This window comes from Metallibacterium sp. (genome assembly GCF_054637675.1).
Genome location: NZ_JBTSRB010000019.1, coordinates 1 through 16,333, shown reverse-complemented (window position 1 = coordinate 16,333; position 16,333 = coordinate 1). Strand labels below are relative to the sequence as shown.

At 63.1% G+C, this 16,333-nt stretch carries 11 protein-coding genes and 1 pseudogene; all 12 read left to right on the top strand.

Annotation, left to right across the window (positions count from 1 at the left end):
* Positions 1-2: 2 nt before the first annotated feature.
* The 12 genes and pseudogenes from nuoH to ACYDAT_RS07860 all read left to right on the top strand — a co-directional run bounded on the left by nuoH (position 3) and on the right by ACYDAT_RS07860 (position 16,066).
* Positions 3-1,016, top strand: a complete 1,014-nt coding sequence (gene nuoH, locus ACYDAT_RS07915; protein WP_461439851.1) for an NADH-quinone oxidoreductase subunit NuoH — start codon at positions 3-5, stop codon at positions 1,014-1,016.
* Positions 1,017-1,019: 3 nt separating this feature from the next.
* Positions 1,020-1,508: an NADH-quinone oxidoreductase subunit NuoI gene (gene nuoI, locus ACYDAT_RS07910; RefSeq protein ID WP_461439850.1), complete on the top strand. Its 489-nt coding sequence runs from the start codon at positions 1,020-1,022 to the stop codon at positions 1,506-1,508.
* A gap of 17 nt (positions 1,509-1,525) precedes the next feature.
* Positions 1,526-2,143: an NADH-quinone oxidoreductase subunit J gene (locus tag ACYDAT_RS07905; RefSeq protein ID WP_461439849.1), complete on the top strand. Its 618-nt coding sequence runs from the start codon at positions 1,526-1,528 to the stop codon at positions 2,141-2,143.
* Positions 2,140-2,445 (top strand): NADH-quinone oxidoreductase subunit NuoK, encoded by a 306-nt coding sequence (nuoK, locus tag ACYDAT_RS07900; RefSeq protein WP_081128257.1) that lies wholly within the window; start codon positions 2,140-2,142, stop codon positions 2,443-2,445. Before ACYDAT_RS07905 ends, nuoK begins: the two co-directional genes overlap by 4 nt.
* Before the next feature lie 9 nt (positions 2,446-2,454).
* Positions 2,455-4,467, top strand: a complete 2,013-nt coding sequence (nuoL, locus tag ACYDAT_RS07895) for an NADH-quinone oxidoreductase subunit L (RefSeq protein WP_461439848.1) — start codon at positions 2,455-2,457, stop codon at positions 4,465-4,467.
* Positions 4,468-4,493: 26 nt separating this feature from the next.
* On the top strand, positions 4,494-6,002 hold the full coding sequence (locus ACYDAT_RS07890) for an NADH-quinone oxidoreductase subunit M (RefSeq protein WP_461439847.1): 1,509 nt from the start codon (positions 4,494-4,496) through the stop codon (positions 6,000-6,002).
* Positions 6,003-6,014: 12 nt separating this feature from the next.
* Positions 6,015-7,451, top strand: coding sequence for an NADH-quinone oxidoreductase subunit NuoN (gene nuoN / locus ACYDAT_RS07885; RefSeq protein ID WP_461439846.1), 1,437 nt, complete (start codon positions 6,015-6,017; stop codon positions 7,449-7,451).
* 261 nt (positions 7,452-7,712) lie between these two features.
* On the top strand, positions 7,713-8,267 hold the full coding sequence (locus ACYDAT_RS07880; RefSeq protein WP_461449439.1) for a hypothetical protein: 555 nt from the start codon (positions 7,713-7,715) through the stop codon (positions 8,265-8,267).
* A 1,004-nt stretch (positions 8,268-9,271) separates the two neighbouring features.
* The gene (locus tag ACYDAT_RS07875) at positions 9,272-10,810 is read left to right on the top strand and encodes a S10 family peptidase (protein WP_461449437.1); all 1,539 of its coding nucleotides are present in this window, start codon (positions 9,272-9,274) and stop codon (positions 10,808-10,810) included.
* A gap of 201 nt (positions 10,811-11,011) precedes the next feature.
* The gene (locus ACYDAT_RS07870; RefSeq protein WP_461449435.1) at positions 11,012-14,416 is read left to right on the top strand and encodes a WD40/YVTN/BNR-like repeat-containing protein; all 3,405 of its coding nucleotides are present in this window, start codon (positions 11,012-11,014) and stop codon (positions 14,414-14,416) included.
* A gap of 387 nt (positions 14,417-14,803) precedes the next feature.
* Positions 14,804-14,872 (top strand): annotated as a pseudogene (locus tag ACYDAT_RS07865) (helix-turn-helix domain-containing protein); the annotation flags it as partial.
* A 570-nt stretch (positions 14,873-15,442) separates the two neighbouring features.
* The gene (locus tag ACYDAT_RS07860; protein ID WP_461449433.1) at positions 15,443-16,066 is read left to right on the top strand and encodes a hypothetical protein; all 624 of its coding nucleotides are present in this window, start codon (positions 15,443-15,445) and stop codon (positions 16,064-16,066) included.
* The last annotated feature ends 267 nt before the right edge of the window (positions 16,067-16,333 follow it).

The following is a 16,333-nucleotide window of genomic DNA, read 5'->3' as shown; positions in this document are numbered from 1 at the left end:
GCATGGTTGCCGATCTGCTGCTGGTGCTGTGGACGCTGATCAAGATCCTGGCCATTGTGCTCCCGCTGGTCATCGCCGTGGCGATGTTCGTGTACTGGGAGCGCAAGGTGCTGGGCTGGATGCACGTGCGCATGGGGCCGAACCAGGTTGGTCCGCTGGGCCTGCTGCAGGCTTTCGCCGACGTGGTCAAGCTGCTGCTCAAGGAAATCGTCGTTCCGACCAACGCCAGTCGCTTCCTGTTTTTCCTGGCGCCGATGTTGGCACTGGTGCCGGCCCTGGCGGCCTGGGCGGTGATTCCGTTTGGCGACGGCGTAGTGCTGTCCAACGCCAACGCGGGCATTTTGTATTTGCTGGCGATGACCTCGCTGGGCGTTTACGGAATCATCATCGCTGGCTGGGCTTCCAACTCGCGTTACGCGCTGCTGGGTGCGATGCGTTCGGCTGCGCAGGTGGTGTCGTACGAGTTGGCCATGGGCCTGGCGCTGGTGTGCGTGCTGGTGCTGGCCGGCAGCCTGAACTTGAGCGACATCGTGCGTGCGCAGCAGGGCGGGCTGCTGCACTGGTTCTGGTTGCCGCTGCTGCCGATGGTGGTGGTGTACTTCGTGTCTGGCGTGGCCGAGACCAATCGCGCGCCGTTCGACGTGGCCGAGGGCGAGAGCGAGATCGTCGCCGGCTTCCACGTGGAATACTCCGGCGCGGCGTTCGCGCTGTTCTTCCTCGCCGAATACGCCAACATGATCCTGGTGTCGTTCCTGACGCCGATCTTTTTCTTCGGCGGCTGGATGAGCCCGTTCCCGGCCAGTTGGGGCGTGATCGGTGACGGCAGTTTCTTCTGGCTGCTGGCCAAGGCGTTCCTGGTTAGTTTCATGTTCCTGTGGTTCCGCGCCAGTTTTCCGCGCTACCGCTACGACCAGATCATGCGCCTGGGCTGGAAGGTGTTCATCCCGATCGCGCTGTTGTGGGTGCTGGTGGCGGGTTGCCTGAAGTATTTTCATATCGTCACGCCCGGGGCCTGAGCCATGAGCCGCGTCACGCGTTATCTGAAGAGCCTGCTGCTGCTGGAATTGTTCCAGGGGCTGGGGGTGACCATGGGCTACCTGTTCAAGCCCAAGTACACCATGCGCTACCCGATGGAGCACATTCCCAAGTCGAACCGGTTTCGCGGGCTGCACGCGTTGCGTCGGTATCCGAATGGCGAGGAGCGTTGCATTGCCTGCAAGCTGTGCGAGGCGGTGTGCCCGGCCTTGGCGATCACCATCGACTCGGCGCCGCGCGCTGACGGCCAGCGCCGCACCACGCGCTATGACATCGATTTGTTCAAATGCATCTTCTGCGGCTTCTGCGAAGAGAGCTGCCCGGTGGACTCGATCGTCGAGACGCATATCCACGAGTATCACTTCGAGCATCGCGGCGAGAGCATCGTCAACAAGACGCAGTTGCTGGCCATCGGCGACCGTTTCGAAACCGACATCGCTGCGGCGCGCGCGCAAGACGCCGCTTTCCGCTGAGCGCCGAGGACACTGCCATGACCATTCAACTTCTGGCGTTCTATTTCTTTGCCTTTTTCGCCGTGCTCGGCGCGCTGCTGGTGATCAGCTTGCGCAACCCGGTGCATGCGGTGCTCAGCCTGGTGATGACGTTTTTCAGCGTCGCCTGCATCTGGATGCTGCTCGATGCCGAATTCCTGGCGCTGGCGCTGATCGTGGTGTACGTGGGCGCGGTGATGGTCCTGTTCCTGTTCGTGGTGATGATGCTGGACATCAAGGTCGCCGCGGCGCGCGAGGGCTTTATCCGCTATCTGCCGGTAGGTATCGGCGTGGCGCTGATCATGCTGGCCGAGATGATCGCGCTGATCGGCGTGCGCGCCATGCAGGTCGCGCCGCCACCGAATCCGGCGACCATGCGCGGCGAATCCAATGTCGCATGGATCGGACAGGCGCTATATACCCAGTACCTGCTGCCGTTCGAGGTGGCTGCGCTGATCCTCACCGTCGGCATCGTCGCGGCCGTGGCGCTGACCTTGCGCCAGCGCACCGGCGTGCGCCACCAAAGCGCATCGCAACAGGTGGCGGCGGTGGCGCGCGACCGCGTGCGTCTGGTCAGCATGCCTGCGGAACGCGGCGATGATGGAGCGAAATCATGATCACGCTGGCGCACTACATCGTGCTGGGCGCGGTGCTGTTCTGCATCGCCGTGGCCGGCATTTTCATCAACCGCAAGAACGTGATCGTGTTGCTGATGGCGATCGAACTCATGCTGCTTGCGGTCAACATCAATTTCATCGCCTTCTCGCGTTTCCTGGGTGATGTCTCGGGGCAGGTGTTCGTGTTCTTCATACTCACGGTGGCGGCGGCCGAGGCGGCGATTGGTCTGGCCATCCTGACCCTGCTGTTCCGCAACCGGCGCACGATCAACGTGGCCGAATTCGATGATTTGCGTGGCTGAGGACGCTTCATGATTTCCACTTCCATCCTGCTCGCCATCGTTCTCGCGCCGTTGATCGGCGCGCTGTTGGCGGGCTTGCTGCGCAAGCAGATCGGGCGCGTCGGCGCGCACAGCGTCACCATCCTGGGTGTGGGCATCGCCTGCGGTTTGTCGATCTGGGTGTTCTGGCAACTGGTGTGGGGCGGGGCCGCGACCTACAACCAGAATGTCTACACCTGGTTCCAGGTTGGCGGCATCGCTGCACACGTCGGATTCCTCATCGACCGGCTCAGTGCGCTGATGATGGTGGTGGTCAGTTTCGTGTCGCTGATGGTGCACATCTACACCGTCGGCTACATGGCCGAAGATGATGGGTATCAGCGCTTCTTCAGCTACATCGCGCTGTTCACTTTCTTCATGCTGATGCTGGTGATGAGCAACAACTTCCTGCAGTTGTTTTTCGGCTGGGAAGGCGTGGGTCTGGTGTCGTATCTGCTGATCGGGTTCTGGTACAAGAAACCCAGCGCCTCGTTCGCGGGCATGAAAGCCTTCATCGTCAATCGCGTCGGCGACCTGGGTTTCGTGCTGGGCATCGCCGCGGTGTTGTATTTCCTTGGTTCGCTGGGCTACAGCCAGGTGTTCGCGCACGCACCGAGCCTGGTTGGGCGCAGTATCGAGATCATCCCCGGACACTCGTGGTCGGCGGCGACGCTGATCTGCATCCTGTTGTTCATCGGTGCCATGGGCAAGTCGGCGCAGGTGCCACTGCACGTGTGGCTGCCGGATTCGATGGAAGGCCCGACGCCGATCTCGGCGCTGATCCATGCCGCGACCATGGTCACTGCCGGCGTGTTCATGGTGGCGCGCATGTCGCCGCTGTTCGAGCTCTCGACCACGGCGCTGAGCATGGTGCTGGTGATCGGCGCGACCGGCGCCTTTTTCCTCGGGCTGATCGGCATCACGCAGTGGGACATCAAACGCGTGATCGCCTATTCGACGCTCTCGCAACTGGGCTACATGATGGCTGCGCTGGGCGCATCGGCTTATGCGGCGGGTATTTTTCATCTGATGACGCATGCGTTTTTCAAGGCACTGCTGTTCCTCGGTGCCGGCTCGGTGATCATGGCTATGCACCACGAGCAGGACATGCGCTACATGGGCGGACTGCGCCGCTACATGCCGATCACTTATTTCACCATGTGGGTGGGCGCGCTGGCGCTGTGTGGCATCCCGCCGTTCTCGGGGTTTTATTCGAAAGACGCGATCATCGATGCGGTCGGCGCGTCGCACATCTGGGGGTCGAGCTACGCCTACTGGTGCGTGCTGCTGGGCGTTTTCGTCACCGCGACCTACACCTTCCGCATGATGTACCTGACCTTCCATGGCAAGGAGCGCTTCCACGTCGATCAGCATGCCGGACACGGTCACGATGCGCGCCATGAGCGCGGCGTGTTGGCGCACACGCCGCATGAGTCGCCGTGGGTGGTGACTCTGCCACTGGTCTTGCTGGCGATTCCATCGCTGCTGGTGGGCATGTTCGCGGTGCAGCCGTTGCTGTACGGCAATTTCTTCGGCAGCGCCATCTTTGTCCTGCCGGCGCATAACGTGCTGGGCGAGATGGCCACGCATTTCCACGGCGTGCTGCCGCTAACCCTGCATGCGGTGTTCACCGCGCCGTTCTGGATTGCGATCGCCGGCATCGTGGGGAGCAGCTACGTCTATCTCTTCAACCCGGGGCTTGCGGACACCATCAAGCGCGCGTTGGGTCCGATCTACCGGGTCATCGACAACAAGTTCTACTTCGACGAGTTCTACGACGCGGTATTCACGCGCGGCAGCGTCGTTTTGGGTCGCACCTTGTGGAAGCGCGCCGATGACGGTGTCATCGACGGCGTGATCGTTAATGGCTCTGCTTCGCTGGTTGATCGCGTCGCCACGCGCGCGCGCGCGCTGCAGTCCGGTCTCCTCTACCACTACGCGTTCGCCATGATCCTCGGACTGATCCTGCTGCTGGCGGGGTTTGTGTTCGTGGGTCGCGCCTGAGCGCCGCTGCCGGGAATGTCTTGCTCATGACCCATTGGCCTTTCCTCAGCCTGCTGATCTGGATGTCGATCATCGGCGCCGTGCCCGTGTTGCTGGCTGGCGACCGGCGGCCGCGCCTGGCGCGCTGGCTGGCGCTGCTGGTCGCGCTGCTGACCCTGGCGATCAATCTGGCCATGCTACCGGGCTTCAACGACTCCACCGCGGCGATGCAGTTCACCGAGTCGCACATGTGGATCCGCGCGCTCGATGTGCATTACGCGCTGGGTGTGGATGGCATCGCCATGTCGTTGATCCTGCTGACCACGATTACCACGGTGCTGGTGATCATCGGCGCGTGGGAGGTGATCAAGACCCGTGTGCATCAGTACATGGCGGCCATGCTGGTACTGCAGGGTTTCATGATCGGCGTGTTCGCGGCCACTGATGCGCTGCTGTTCTATGTGTTCTTCGAAGCGCAGTTGATCCCGATGTTCATCATCATTGGCGTGTGGGGTGGTCCACGCCGCGTGTATGCCGCGCTGAAGTTCTTTTTGTACACGTTTCTCGGTTCGATCTTCATGCTGATCGGGCTGATTTATCTGTATTCCAAAGCCGGCACTTTCGACATCGCCGCGCTGCAAGCACTGCCGCTGGGCATGGATGCGCAGACGTGGTTGTTCTTTGCCTTCCTGCTGGCCTTCGCGGTGAAGATTCCGATGGTGCCGGTGCATACGTGGCTGCCGGATGCGCACGTCGAGGCACCGACCGGTGGCTCGGTGGTGCTGGCGGCGGTGATGCTGAAGATCGGCGCCTACGGGTTGATCCGCTTTGCGCTTCCGGTGACCCCGGATGCCGCCCAGCACTATGCCTGGCTGGTGGTTGGTTTGAGTTTGATCGCGGTGATCTACATCGGTTTCGTGGCGCTGGTGCAGGAGGACATGAAAAAGTTGGTGGCGTATTCGTCCATCGCGCATATGGGCTTCGTCACCCTTGGCCTGTTCATCGTGTTCATGCTGATTCGCAGCCAGCAGGGCGATGCCGCCGAGCTGGGCATGCAGGGCGCCATGGTGCAGATGATTTCGCACGGGTTCGTCTCGGGCGCCCTGTTCAGTTGCATCGGCGTGATGTACGACCGCCTGCACACCCGCCAGATCAAGGACTATGGCGGCTTGGCCAGGGTGATGCCGTGGTTCGCCGCGTTCATGGTGTTCTTCGCCATGGCCAACGTCGGCTTGCCGGGCACATCGGGTTTCGTCGGCGAATTCATGGTGATACTGGCCAGTTTCGCGGCCAATCCATGGTTGGCGCTGCTGGCTGCGTTCACCTTGGTGATTGGCGCCGGTTACACGTTGTGGCTGGTCAAGCGCGTGGTGTGGGGCGAGCCACCCAATGCCCATGTTGCCGCAATGCCCGATGTCAACGCGCGCGAGGCGCTGGTGATGGCGGTGTTCGCCGCGTTCGTTCTGGCGATCGGCATCTGGCCCGAGCCCTTGGTGCGCATGCTCGACGCGCCCGTTGGTCAACTCGTGCAGATGCTGGGCCACAGCAAGCTTTGAGGATGCCGTGCAATGAGCTGGAATGATGTCGTGACCCTGCTGCCGGAGCTGTATCTGACCGGCGCGATCTGCGTCCTGCTGCTGCTGGATGCCTTCTCCGGCGCGCGTCATCGCGGCGCCGTGCACTGGTTGTCGATGCTGGTGCTGGTCATCACCGCATTGCTGGTAGTGGCGGGGCACCAAGCGACTCCGGTCACGGCCTTCAATGGCATGTACATCAGCGACACGCTGGCCGAGATCCTCAAGCTGTTCGCGCTGCTGTCGGTGGCGCTGGTGTTCGTATACGGCGAGTCTTACCTGAGCGAGCGCAAGGTGGCCATCGGCGAGTTCCACACGCTGATGCTGTTCGGCCTGCTCGGCACCATGCTGCTGGTCTCGGCCGGCAATCTGGTGATGATCTATCTGGGCGTGGAGCTGGTCACGCTGTCCTCCTATGCACTGGTCGCGCTGGATCGCGATTCACCCAGGTCCACCGAAGCGGCGATGAAGTATTTCGTGCTCGGTGCGTTGGCGTCCGGTCTGCTGCTCTACGGCATGTCGATGCTGTACGGCGCCACTGGCACGCTCGATCTGGCTGGTATTGCCAGCACCCTGCCGCTCACGCCGCATCACGCCCTGGCGGTATTTGGCTTGGTATTCGTGATTACGGGGATCGCGTTCAAGTTCGGTGCGGCACCGTTCCACATGTGGCTGCCTGACGTCTACGAGGGCTCACCCACGCCTGTTACCGCGTTCGTCGCCTCGGCGCCCAAGCTGGCGGCAGTCGGTATGGCGTTGCGCCTGCTCGACCTGGGCATGATGCCGCTACTACCCTACTGGCAGGAGATGCTGGCGGTGCTGGCCGTGGCCTCGCTCATGATTGGCAGTCTGGTCGCCATCGTGCAAACCAACCTCAAGCGCATGCTGGCCTATTCGACCATCGGCCACATGGGTTTTCTGTTCCTCGGCCTGTCCGCGGGCACGGCCTTTGGCAATGCCGCCGCCGTGTTCTACGCGATCGCCTATGTGCTGATGTCCACCGCGGCCTTCGGCGTGATACTGGCGTTGTCTCGCGCTGGCTTCGAAGCGGACAAGATCGACGACCTGCGTGGTCTCAATCAGCGCTCTCCGTGGTTCGCCGGAATGATGGCGCTGGTCATGTTTTCATTCGGTGGCGTGCCGCCGCTATTTGGATTCTTCGCCAAGCTGCTCGTTCTGCAGGCGGCAATCGAGGCGCACATGCTGTGGTTGGCCATTGTCGGCGCGGTGGCCGCGATCATCAGCTTGTTTTACTACCTGCGCGTGGTCAAGGTGATGTATTTCGACAAACCCACCGATGACAGCACGTTGTCGGTCAGCAGCGATGCCGCGCTGCGCTGGGTACTGTCGCTGAATGCGTTGGCCCTGCTGGTGCTGGGCGTGCTCTGGGGTCCGCTGCTTGATTGGTGCCAGCGCGCTTTCGTGGGGTGAGGAGCCTAGCCCGGACCCTCGCGCAAAAACATCGAGCTGAGTACGCTTCGCGACTCGGTTGCGGGGTGGAGCAGTCTGGCAGCTCGCCGGGCGCTCCGGGACCGGATCGAGCAGCGGCTGGGCGATGCCGGCATCGACCGGGACGAGACGCCCCTGCCGCCCCTGCCGCCCCTGCCGCCCCTGCCGCCCCTGCCGGAGATCGAGCTGTGGAGCGGGGAAGGCGAAGCGAATGATGGCATCCACTTCGAAGGCCTAGAGCTCGTGGATCGCTCCCTGCGCGACGGCCATCGCCTGGTATCCGTCGAGGAGGAGGCCGTCTATCGTGCGGGCCTCGAACGACTCTCCTGCATCCGTTCCGGCAAGAAGGGATCGGCCATGCCGCGGCATGTGCTGGCGCTGTGCCATGGCATGAACTGGGTGCCGCCGGCGCTGGCGGCCGGATCGGCGACGGCCGCGGCCGTGATGCTTTGCCGGTGGTTGGAGGCGCTGCGCACCGGCAAGGCGGAGGAGTTCCGGTGGCTGGTCGGGAAATGGATCGACCAGAGCGAACGCGAGCGCGGCCGCATGACGCTGGTCGACGACCGCGAGATCGAGCGGGCCCGTCGCCTGGGGGATTCGGCAAGCGTGCGGATCGAGGTCGGTCGCAGCACGGTGGCGCAGCGGGATCTCGGCGGCGACACCAAGCCGGTGCCGCGCATGCGCATCAAGTGTGTGGATGATCAAGGCAAGCCCATCCCGCGCGACACCGTGGCGGTACGGTGGGTGATGACGTATGTGGCGGCGCGGTGGGGTTTGCAGGCGGAGTGGCTGCCTTGATCGCTGAGCCACGTTGGCGCGCGTGGAAGATTGACCAACACTGCGCGCTGCAAGCCGATCAGGAGGTGCTGTTGCAATCGCCGCAAGATTCAAGTCGTTGCGACCAGGTCAGCTGGTCAGCGCTCGACGCGCACAATCGCAGAAAAAATTGATCCATTCCAAACGCGTGGCAACACACGGAAGAGGATCGTGTTAAGCGAAAGCCGGCTGGTGACTAGGCTACTGGTTCTTGACGGTCTTCTTGGCCAGCATGGCGGCTCGGCTCTGGCAAGGAAACAAGGAAACAAGGAAAGCTTACCAGTCCTCGATCAGCCCCGCAGCAGGTTGCCTTGCGTCGATTGCGCAGCCTGCGTGGTCTGGGCAAGCCGCCTGATCTCGGGCCAGCTTCGCACCGGACCGTCGTAGGCCATGGCCTCGTTGGCGCGCTTCTTGCGCTCTCGCCGCCGGTTCCGAGGACGCCGATCAGCTGGTGCAGCGTCTCTCAGACGGTCAGGCGCGCGTCCATCGCGGGGTTCTAGTCCGCCAGTAATTCGGCGGGCTTGAGCAGGCGTACCCTGCCGCGCGGCGATCGCAGGGTGCCGGCCTCGGCCAAGCCGGCCGCGCTGGTGTTCTTGGTCTTGGACACGGTTTCGGCCCTGCCGTACTCACCTTCATCCGAGACTTTTGGGCGAACCGTGCCAGTGCCTAGCGCGTATCGGCGTCGAAATCGCCCTCCTGCTCGACCGGGGTTTCGTCCAGGGTCTCGTTGATGAGCGCCAAGGCGGCGCGCGCGGATAGCGGTTGGCCCTCGACAGTGATCAGGGCAAGTCAATCGCGCTGATGGCCGCGTAGCGCACCGGGTGATGACCAAACCGGCGACACGACGAAATTGGGTGGACGGGCAGACTGGCGCGTAAGTCCACGGAGGTGTGGTCAGAATCCGACTGAGATCGACTGAACTTATCGACACCCTCCGCACTCCAACGCGACGTCCTCGCTGCGTGCCGTCGAAGGAGACATCACCCATGTCGCGCCTGTTCGCCTTACTGGCTTTGTGTCTCTTGATGGCATCCGTGGCTACGTATGCGGCGCCGTCGAAACTGGTTGCGAGTAACCCGGCCCCGGCACCGAAGGAGCGGTCGGTGAGTACGCAGCACAGCGTGACCATCGGTGGACGGACGATCCATTACACGTCGACCGCCGGAACCATCCTGCTCCGTGGAAAGGACAACCAGCCCATCGGCAGCATGTTCTATGTCGCCTATACCGAAGACGGCGTGCACAACCTCGCGAAACGGCCCGTGACCTTTCTGTACAACGGCGGCCCGGGGGCATCATCCAACTGGCTGACCATGAGTGGTCTTGGCCCGTATCGCGTCAAGCTGGTCAACGGTGCGGCGACTCCGCCGGCACCGTATTCAGTCGTCCCCAGCCATCAAAGCATCCTCAACGACACTGATCTGGTGTTCGTGGATGCCATGGGCACCGGGTTCAGCCATCTGGTCGGCAAAGGCACGGGCAAGATGTTCTGGGGTGTAGACCAGGATGTGCGTTCCTTTGGCCAGTTCATCGAGCGCTATCTCACGCAAAATGATCGCTGGAACTCGCCGCTGTTTCTTTACGGCGAGAGTTACGGCACCACCCGCTCCGCGGGCCTCGCCTTGTACCTCCAGAATCAGGGAATCGCGGTCAATGGCGTCATCCTGCAATCGTCGATCCTGAACTATTTCGACTGGGCACCCGGGTCGGATAACAAATACATCTTCACTCTGCCGACTTTCGCAGCGCTTGCCTGGTATCACAACAAGCTTCCCAACAAGCCCGCCAGCCTGCCGGCCTTCATACAGCAGGTGCGCGAGTTCGCAGACGGTCCCTACGCGCAGGCGCTGCGCCCGGGCAACCTGTTACCGAAAGTCCAGCTCGATGCCATGGCGCAGAAGTTGCACCAGTTGATTGGCTTGCCTGTGGGCTACCTCGAGCGTGCCAATCTGCGCGTGACCAGCTCCGAGTTCCGCAAGGAACTGATGCTGCCCGAGCGCGAACAACTCGGACGGTATGACGGGCGCTATGTGGGTGTGGACGGCAATGCCATCAGCGCCACGCCGGATTCCGATCCATCCAATCAGATCTCTCCGGCACTCAATCAGGGCTATCTGTGGTACGTCTTCCATGTGCTGAAGTGGAAAACGAACCGCGCCTACGTGGGGCTGAGTTACGACGCTAACAAGAAGTGGGACTGGCATCACCGGATGCCGGACAGCCACCGCAAGCAACCGTTACCGGATGTGGCCGCTGATCTGGCCGCCGCCATGCGCAAGAATCCTTACCTGCAAGTGCTGTCCGAGAACGGCTACTTCGATCTGGCGACGCCGTTCCACGCCACCGAGTTTGATCTCAGCCACGTGACATTGAGTCCGGCACTCCAGAGGCACATCCATTTCGCCTACTTTTACTCGGGTCACCCGATCTACATCAATCCGAATGCGCTCAAGGCCATGCACCAGGTCCTGGACAGGTTTTACAGCAACACTCTGAAAGCCGACGCGAAGGGCGCTGCGAACTGACGGTAAGCGGGACTCTGGTGACTGAAAAGTCGGCACGGCTTTGGCCAAGCGAATCACTTGACCTGGCTCGCGCCTGTCGACATCGACACGCAGCATTTCATGGGGGATCTCGTCTTGATCCGCCCGGATCGGTTGGTTATTTACACCGCCTGACGGTCCCCTCATTCTGATCCGCGAATCCGTGTGGAGGCTTGCCGGAGCATGACGAAATTTCCCAAGATTGAGGTTTGGGTACTGGCGATTGCCGCCAGCCTGGCGTTGACCTTGCCCTTGAGCGCCGTCGCGCGCGTGAACCCCGACCTCTATGCTGGTCTGAAGTGGCGTAACGTCGGGCCTTTTCATGGCGGCCGCGCGGCCGCGGTGACCGGCGTCATCGGCGAGCCTGGCGTGTACTACGTGGGCACGCCCGAGGGCGGCATCTGGAAAACCACGAGCGCCGGGGCCACCTGGTTTCCGATCTTCGACCCCATCAAGCAGGTCGACAGTATCGGCGCGATCGCCGTGGCCCCCTCCGATCCGGATGTCGTGTACGCGGGTACGGGCGATCCGACCGTGATCAACCCCTTTGTCGGCAGCCTGGGCGATGGTATGTGGAAATCCACCAACGCCGGCCGCACCTGGCGCCACATCGGCCTCGACGCAACCGTGATGATCGACAGCATCGTGGTCGATCCTCACAACGCCAACGTGGTTGTCGTATCGGCTCTTGGCAACGCCACACACCACGGGGGCGGTGTTTACCGGAGCACGAACGGCGGCAAGACCTGGACCTGGGTGCTCAAGCCCGCGCACGATCTCGGCACGCGCGAAGTCGTGTCCGACTGGGGCGATCCGCGCATCCTGCTGGCCGTCACCGCGGGCACGGGCGGTCCCTTCTTCAAGTTCCGGCATGGCCCGAAGGCCAAGCCCAAACCGCCGCTGCTGTTCAAATCCACCAATGACGGCCGCACCTGGACTGCGCTCAAGATTCCGCCCTTCCCCGGCCGCGTGAGCGTGGCGATCGCCGATCATGGCCGGCGCATCTACATTGTCGGCAACACACTCGATCACGGATCCGGCCTGTTCCGCTCCGACGACGGCGGCGCCACCTGGAAGCACATGGCCGCCGGCGACAAGCGCATCAGCAACGGCCAGGGCAACTACAGCTGCGGCGTGTTCGTCGATCCGCAGGATGCAAATATCCTGTACACCGTCAGCACGGCCATGTACCGCTCCACCAACGGCGGCGTCACTTTTCATGCCTTCAAGGGCGCCCCCGGCGGGGAGGATTACCACTCTCTGTGGATCGACCCGCAGAACGCTGCGCGCATGGAAGTCGCCTCCGACCAGGGTGCGAGCGTCACACTCGACGGCGGTCGCACCTGGAGCCTGTGGTACACCGAGCCCATCGCGCAGATCTACCATGTCGCCACCACGAGCCAATATCCCTATTGGATCGCCGGCGCGCAGCAGGATACGGGCGCGGTCATGATCCGCAGCCGCGGCAACTGGGGCCAGGTCAACTTCACCGACTGGAGCCCGGTGCCATCGTCCGAATTCGGCTACATCGCGCCTGATCCTCTGCACCCACACATCCTCTATGCGATTGGCTATGGTCCGGGCGGCGGCGGCGGCGGCCTGGTCAAACTCAACATGTTCACCGGCCAGTGGGAGAACATCGCGCCGAACTTCGGTGCGCGCGCCAAAGACTATCGGGCCAGCCGCAGCCTGCCGATGAAATTCGACACGGCCTTCGATCCCGGTGCCCTCTACGTCGCCTATCAGTGTCTGCTGGTTTCCCGCAATGGCGGCAATTCTTGGCAAGCCTTCAGCCCCGCCCTCACCACCGCCAAGGGCGCGCCGTCGGTGCCGTGTGGCACGCCGTTGCCCGCCGCGAAGAAAAAAGCGCACCGCCCCCGCAACCCCTTCAAACCCGCCGGACCTGTCATCGTCGACTTTTCACTCTCCAAGGTCAGGCCGGGCGTGGTCTGGACGGTGAGCAGCAACAACCAGATCTACAACACCATGGATGGCGGCAAGCGCTGGAGCAACGTAAGCAACATCACCGGTCTGCCGCCCCATGCCCACCTGCATACCATCGAAGCCGGCGATTCGGTCGATACCGCCTATGTCACCGCCCGCATCTCCGTCACCCACCGCCACAAGGCCGCGACTCAGGTTCACGGCAAAGCGCACAAGGCCACTCCGCCCGTCCATGAGGACACTGACCTGCCGCTGATCTGGCGCACCACCGACGGCGGCAAGACGTGGGTGAGCATCACCCGCGATCTGCCCCGCAACCAGCGTAGTGGCAGCTGGGTGAATGTGCTGCGCGCCGATCCGAAGCAACCCGGTCTCCTGTTCGTCGGCACGGAGACGACCGTCTACGTCAGCTTTGACAATGGCAATCACTGGCAGTCGTTGCGGCAGAACCTGCCCAGTACCGCCGTCACCGATCTCCTCGTTCACACCCAGTACCACATGAACGACCTGGTCATCAGCACCTTCGGCCGTGGCTTCTGGGTGCTTGACGACTTCACACCGCTGCGCTCGATTGCCGCCCATGCCCGGGCCATCGCCGCCTCGCCGGCGTACCTGTTCCCGCCCGAAACGGCCATTCGCGCCCGCGAGAACAGCAATTGGGATCAGCCGTTCTCCATCGAAGTGCCACATGCCCCCAACCCGCCCTACGGGGTGATCGTGGATTATGACCTGCGGCAGAAGCCCAACGGACCGGTCAAGCTCCAAATCTTCGATGCCCGCGGCAACCTGGTGCGTACCTTGACGAGCACGCTGCCGCCGCCCATCAAGGGCCAGGCCTATCCCCGCTACTGGCTGGCCTCGCCCCAGGCACGCGCCCTACCTACCCGTGTTGGTCTGAATCGCTATGCCTGGAATCTGCGTTATGGCCCGCCGCCAGCCTTTCGGCACGACCTTGAAAACCAGATGAACGTCGTGGCCGGCGTCACCACCCCGGGCCCGCATGGTCCGCAGGTGATGCCCGGTGTCTACACGCTCAAGCTCACCGTGGACGGGCACGTCTACACCCGCCATGTCACCGTCATGAACGATCCGCGCGTCGGGCAGAGCCGCGTCCTGCTGGCCGCGCTGCGCGCCCAGAACCGCATGAACAGGCGCGCCTACCGGGGTATGCAGTGCAGCTACCAAGGCTACCAGGCGGTAAACGCCGTGGAGGCTCAGGTGACGGCGCTCATGCGCGCGCACCTGAGCAAGCCACTCGCCACGCAGGCCAAGGCGCTGGAGGCCCATCTGAGCACGATTGGCGGGAAGAAGTCATCGGGCGGCTTTCTCGCCAGGCTCCTGCACCCGCAGCCGCGACCGAAGCCTGGCGCGCTGCGCTCCTTCGTCGCCGAGAACAATGCCTACAACCGTCTGGTCAGCCTCATGCAGGTGGGCATGGACATGCGGCCGACACCGGTCCAGCTCGCCACGCTCAACGCCGACTGTCGTCACTACGACCACACGGTCGCCAGCTGGAAGAGCCTGCAGACGGGCGAACTCGCCGCGTTCAACACCGCACTGGCTGCAAACCACCTGCGCAAGCTGCGGCTCGCGCCGGTCAGGCTCGCCGCGCCATCCTGCGGCTTCGTGATTGACTCGCGCTGAGAGTGGCCCCGCGCGAGCGTCACGCCGGTGCCGTCCGCGCGGAAACGCCGGCGGATTCCTGCGCACGTGGGCGCGTGGCCGGTATCCGCACGGCGCCCGGGCGGGCCCACTCCCTCCGGGCGCATGGTCAGTTCAGACCGCCATCCATGTTGGCGCTCGTTGAAAACGGACTCGCTGATCAACTTTTGGCGAGCGCCAAGAATCCTGGTCTGCAGGCGCTCAATCTCACGCCGCATGACTTTCATGGCGAATGGAACTATGCGATTGCACCAAAACGGCGCGTGGCATAACTGCAGGCCATGGATCTCGCTGGTGCGCAGGCCGGTGAGGAAGCGCACGATCATGTAGGGCCGGTAGTCCGCACCTGGCTACAACACGACCACCGACAACATCGAAGCGCTGTGCCGATTCCTAGACTGCACACCTTGCGACTTGATCGAACTCGTGAAGGAGTGATGGGCTCAGCAGAACATCAGCAGATCAATCGGTGCGGACCAGGCTGACCGACGGTCACGCGCTGATCACATGAGTCCCCAGTTGGGCCCCCCGTGGGCCCCCCGTGGGCCCCAAGTTCACGCTGCGCTGTCGTCAGGGCAGGCCATCAAGCGATGGAACTGCGTGGTCTGTCTGTGCGGAGGACAATGTGCGAGCGCGTAAGTCTCTGGTGCTGCGACAGTTCTGCGATCACCTGTTGCAGTAGCAACGCGAGCTCGATAAACTCGCGGGCTCCGGTGCGGGGTGGAGCAGTCTGGCAGCTCGTCGCTCATAATCAGAACTGGGTAGTTGGATCCAGCTGGTGCTACTCGCAATAAATCGGCTTAAATCGTTGTATATAATAGAAATATCGAAGTCGTCGAAACGACTCTCTGGCGCGACCCGCAACGAACTACCCCGATTGACCTCGTTGGAATGAGATAGTACAAGTCTCATGATCCATGACCGTCGGGCGCTTCTTTGGCTGCTGGGCCCACCAGTATCAGGCTGCTCCTTGAGATCGCCCCTCCGCTGACGTCGGGAGGGCGGCCGTTGGTCGTGGGGCAGGTCCATCGTCTCCTGTCCCGGGAAGGCGAAGCGCGCTGGTCGAACGGACGCAGCAACGCGCTGCTGCTGGTGGCGCTCAGCTATCAGCTGGCGCGTCGGCTCCTCGAGGATCTGGCGCTGGCGCCGCAGCCGCTGGCACCCCGGCGGTTGCGCTGGAAGCTGCACCCCCGCTCCGAGCGGATCCCAGCCTCAGCGATCATCTGGACGGGTCTCGGGTCGGTGAAGGCCCAGCCGCTCCCCGCGACGCACGCGTTCATGGCCGAGCTCCCGGAGGCGCTGGTGCTGCAGGCACTCGCCTGGGCGCCGCCGGTGGTGGAGCCGGTCCGGCATGGAGCCTCCGCCGTCGTCGCCAATCACCAGACCGCGCTGCTCGCGCGGCAACGGCTGCCGGATCGGCGGATCCAGGTCTGGCGGATGCACTATGGGACGCCTCAGCAGCGCACGCTCCCCGAGATCTGCCAGGGCATGGTTCATGTGCTTGCGCCGATCTACGCGCAGCACCAGAGGCGCATCGCCGAGCTCGCGCCTGATGTTACTCAGGCATGCCTGCTGACCGGCTACAGCCGGGCCCAGTACTTCCGTCTCAAGGGTGGGAAGGATGGGAGCTAGCCCGCTGGAGGTGCTTGCGGCCCAGCTGGGACCGGACGTCAGTCGGGAGCGCCTGGTCGATGCGCTCTACGCGGTCCGCGCGCCGCGCAACCTCGTCGGCATCATCCCGGCCATGCGCCAGTTCAGGGACTGGCGTCTCACTGAAGCTGCCCCGTCATACCGGAGCCCAAGAAGCGATACTTTTCCCGCTACTTGGAGCTCACCATGCAATCGATTCCGCGTCGTATCTATACCGATGATTTCAAGGCCCAGGCGGTGTCCTTGTCC

Coding starts and splice junctions, on each gene's coding strand:
- nuoH (WP_461439851.1), top strand. CDS start 3: ATGGTTGCCGATCTGCTGCTGGTGCTGTGGACGCTGATCAAGATCCTG.
- nuoI (WP_461439850.1), top strand. CDS start 1,020: ATGAGCCGCGTCACGCGTTATCTGAAGAGCCTGCTGCTGCTGGAATTG.
- ACYDAT_RS07905 (WP_461439849.1), top strand. CDS start 1,526: ATGACCATTCAACTTCTGGCGTTCTATTTCTTTGCCTTTTTCGCCGTG.
- nuoK (WP_081128257.1), top strand. CDS start 2,140: ATGATCACGCTGGCGCACTACATCGTGCTGGGCGCGGTGCTGTTCTGC.
- nuoL (WP_461439848.1), top strand. CDS start 2,455: ATGATTTCCACTTCCATCCTGCTCGCCATCGTTCTCGCGCCGTTGATC.
- ACYDAT_RS07890 (WP_461439847.1), top strand. CDS start 4,494: ATGACCCATTGGCCTTTCCTCAGCCTGCTGATCTGGATGTCGATCATC.
- nuoN (WP_461439846.1), top strand. CDS start 6,015: ATGAGCTGGAATGATGTCGTGACCCTGCTGCCGGAGCTGTATCTGACC.
- ACYDAT_RS07875 (WP_461449437.1), top strand. CDS start 9,272: ATGTCGCGCCTGTTCGCCTTACTGGCTTTGTGTCTCTTGATGGCATCC.
- ACYDAT_RS07870 (WP_461449435.1), top strand. CDS start 11,012: ATGACGAAATTTCCCAAGATTGAGGTTTGGGTACTGGCGATTGCCGCC.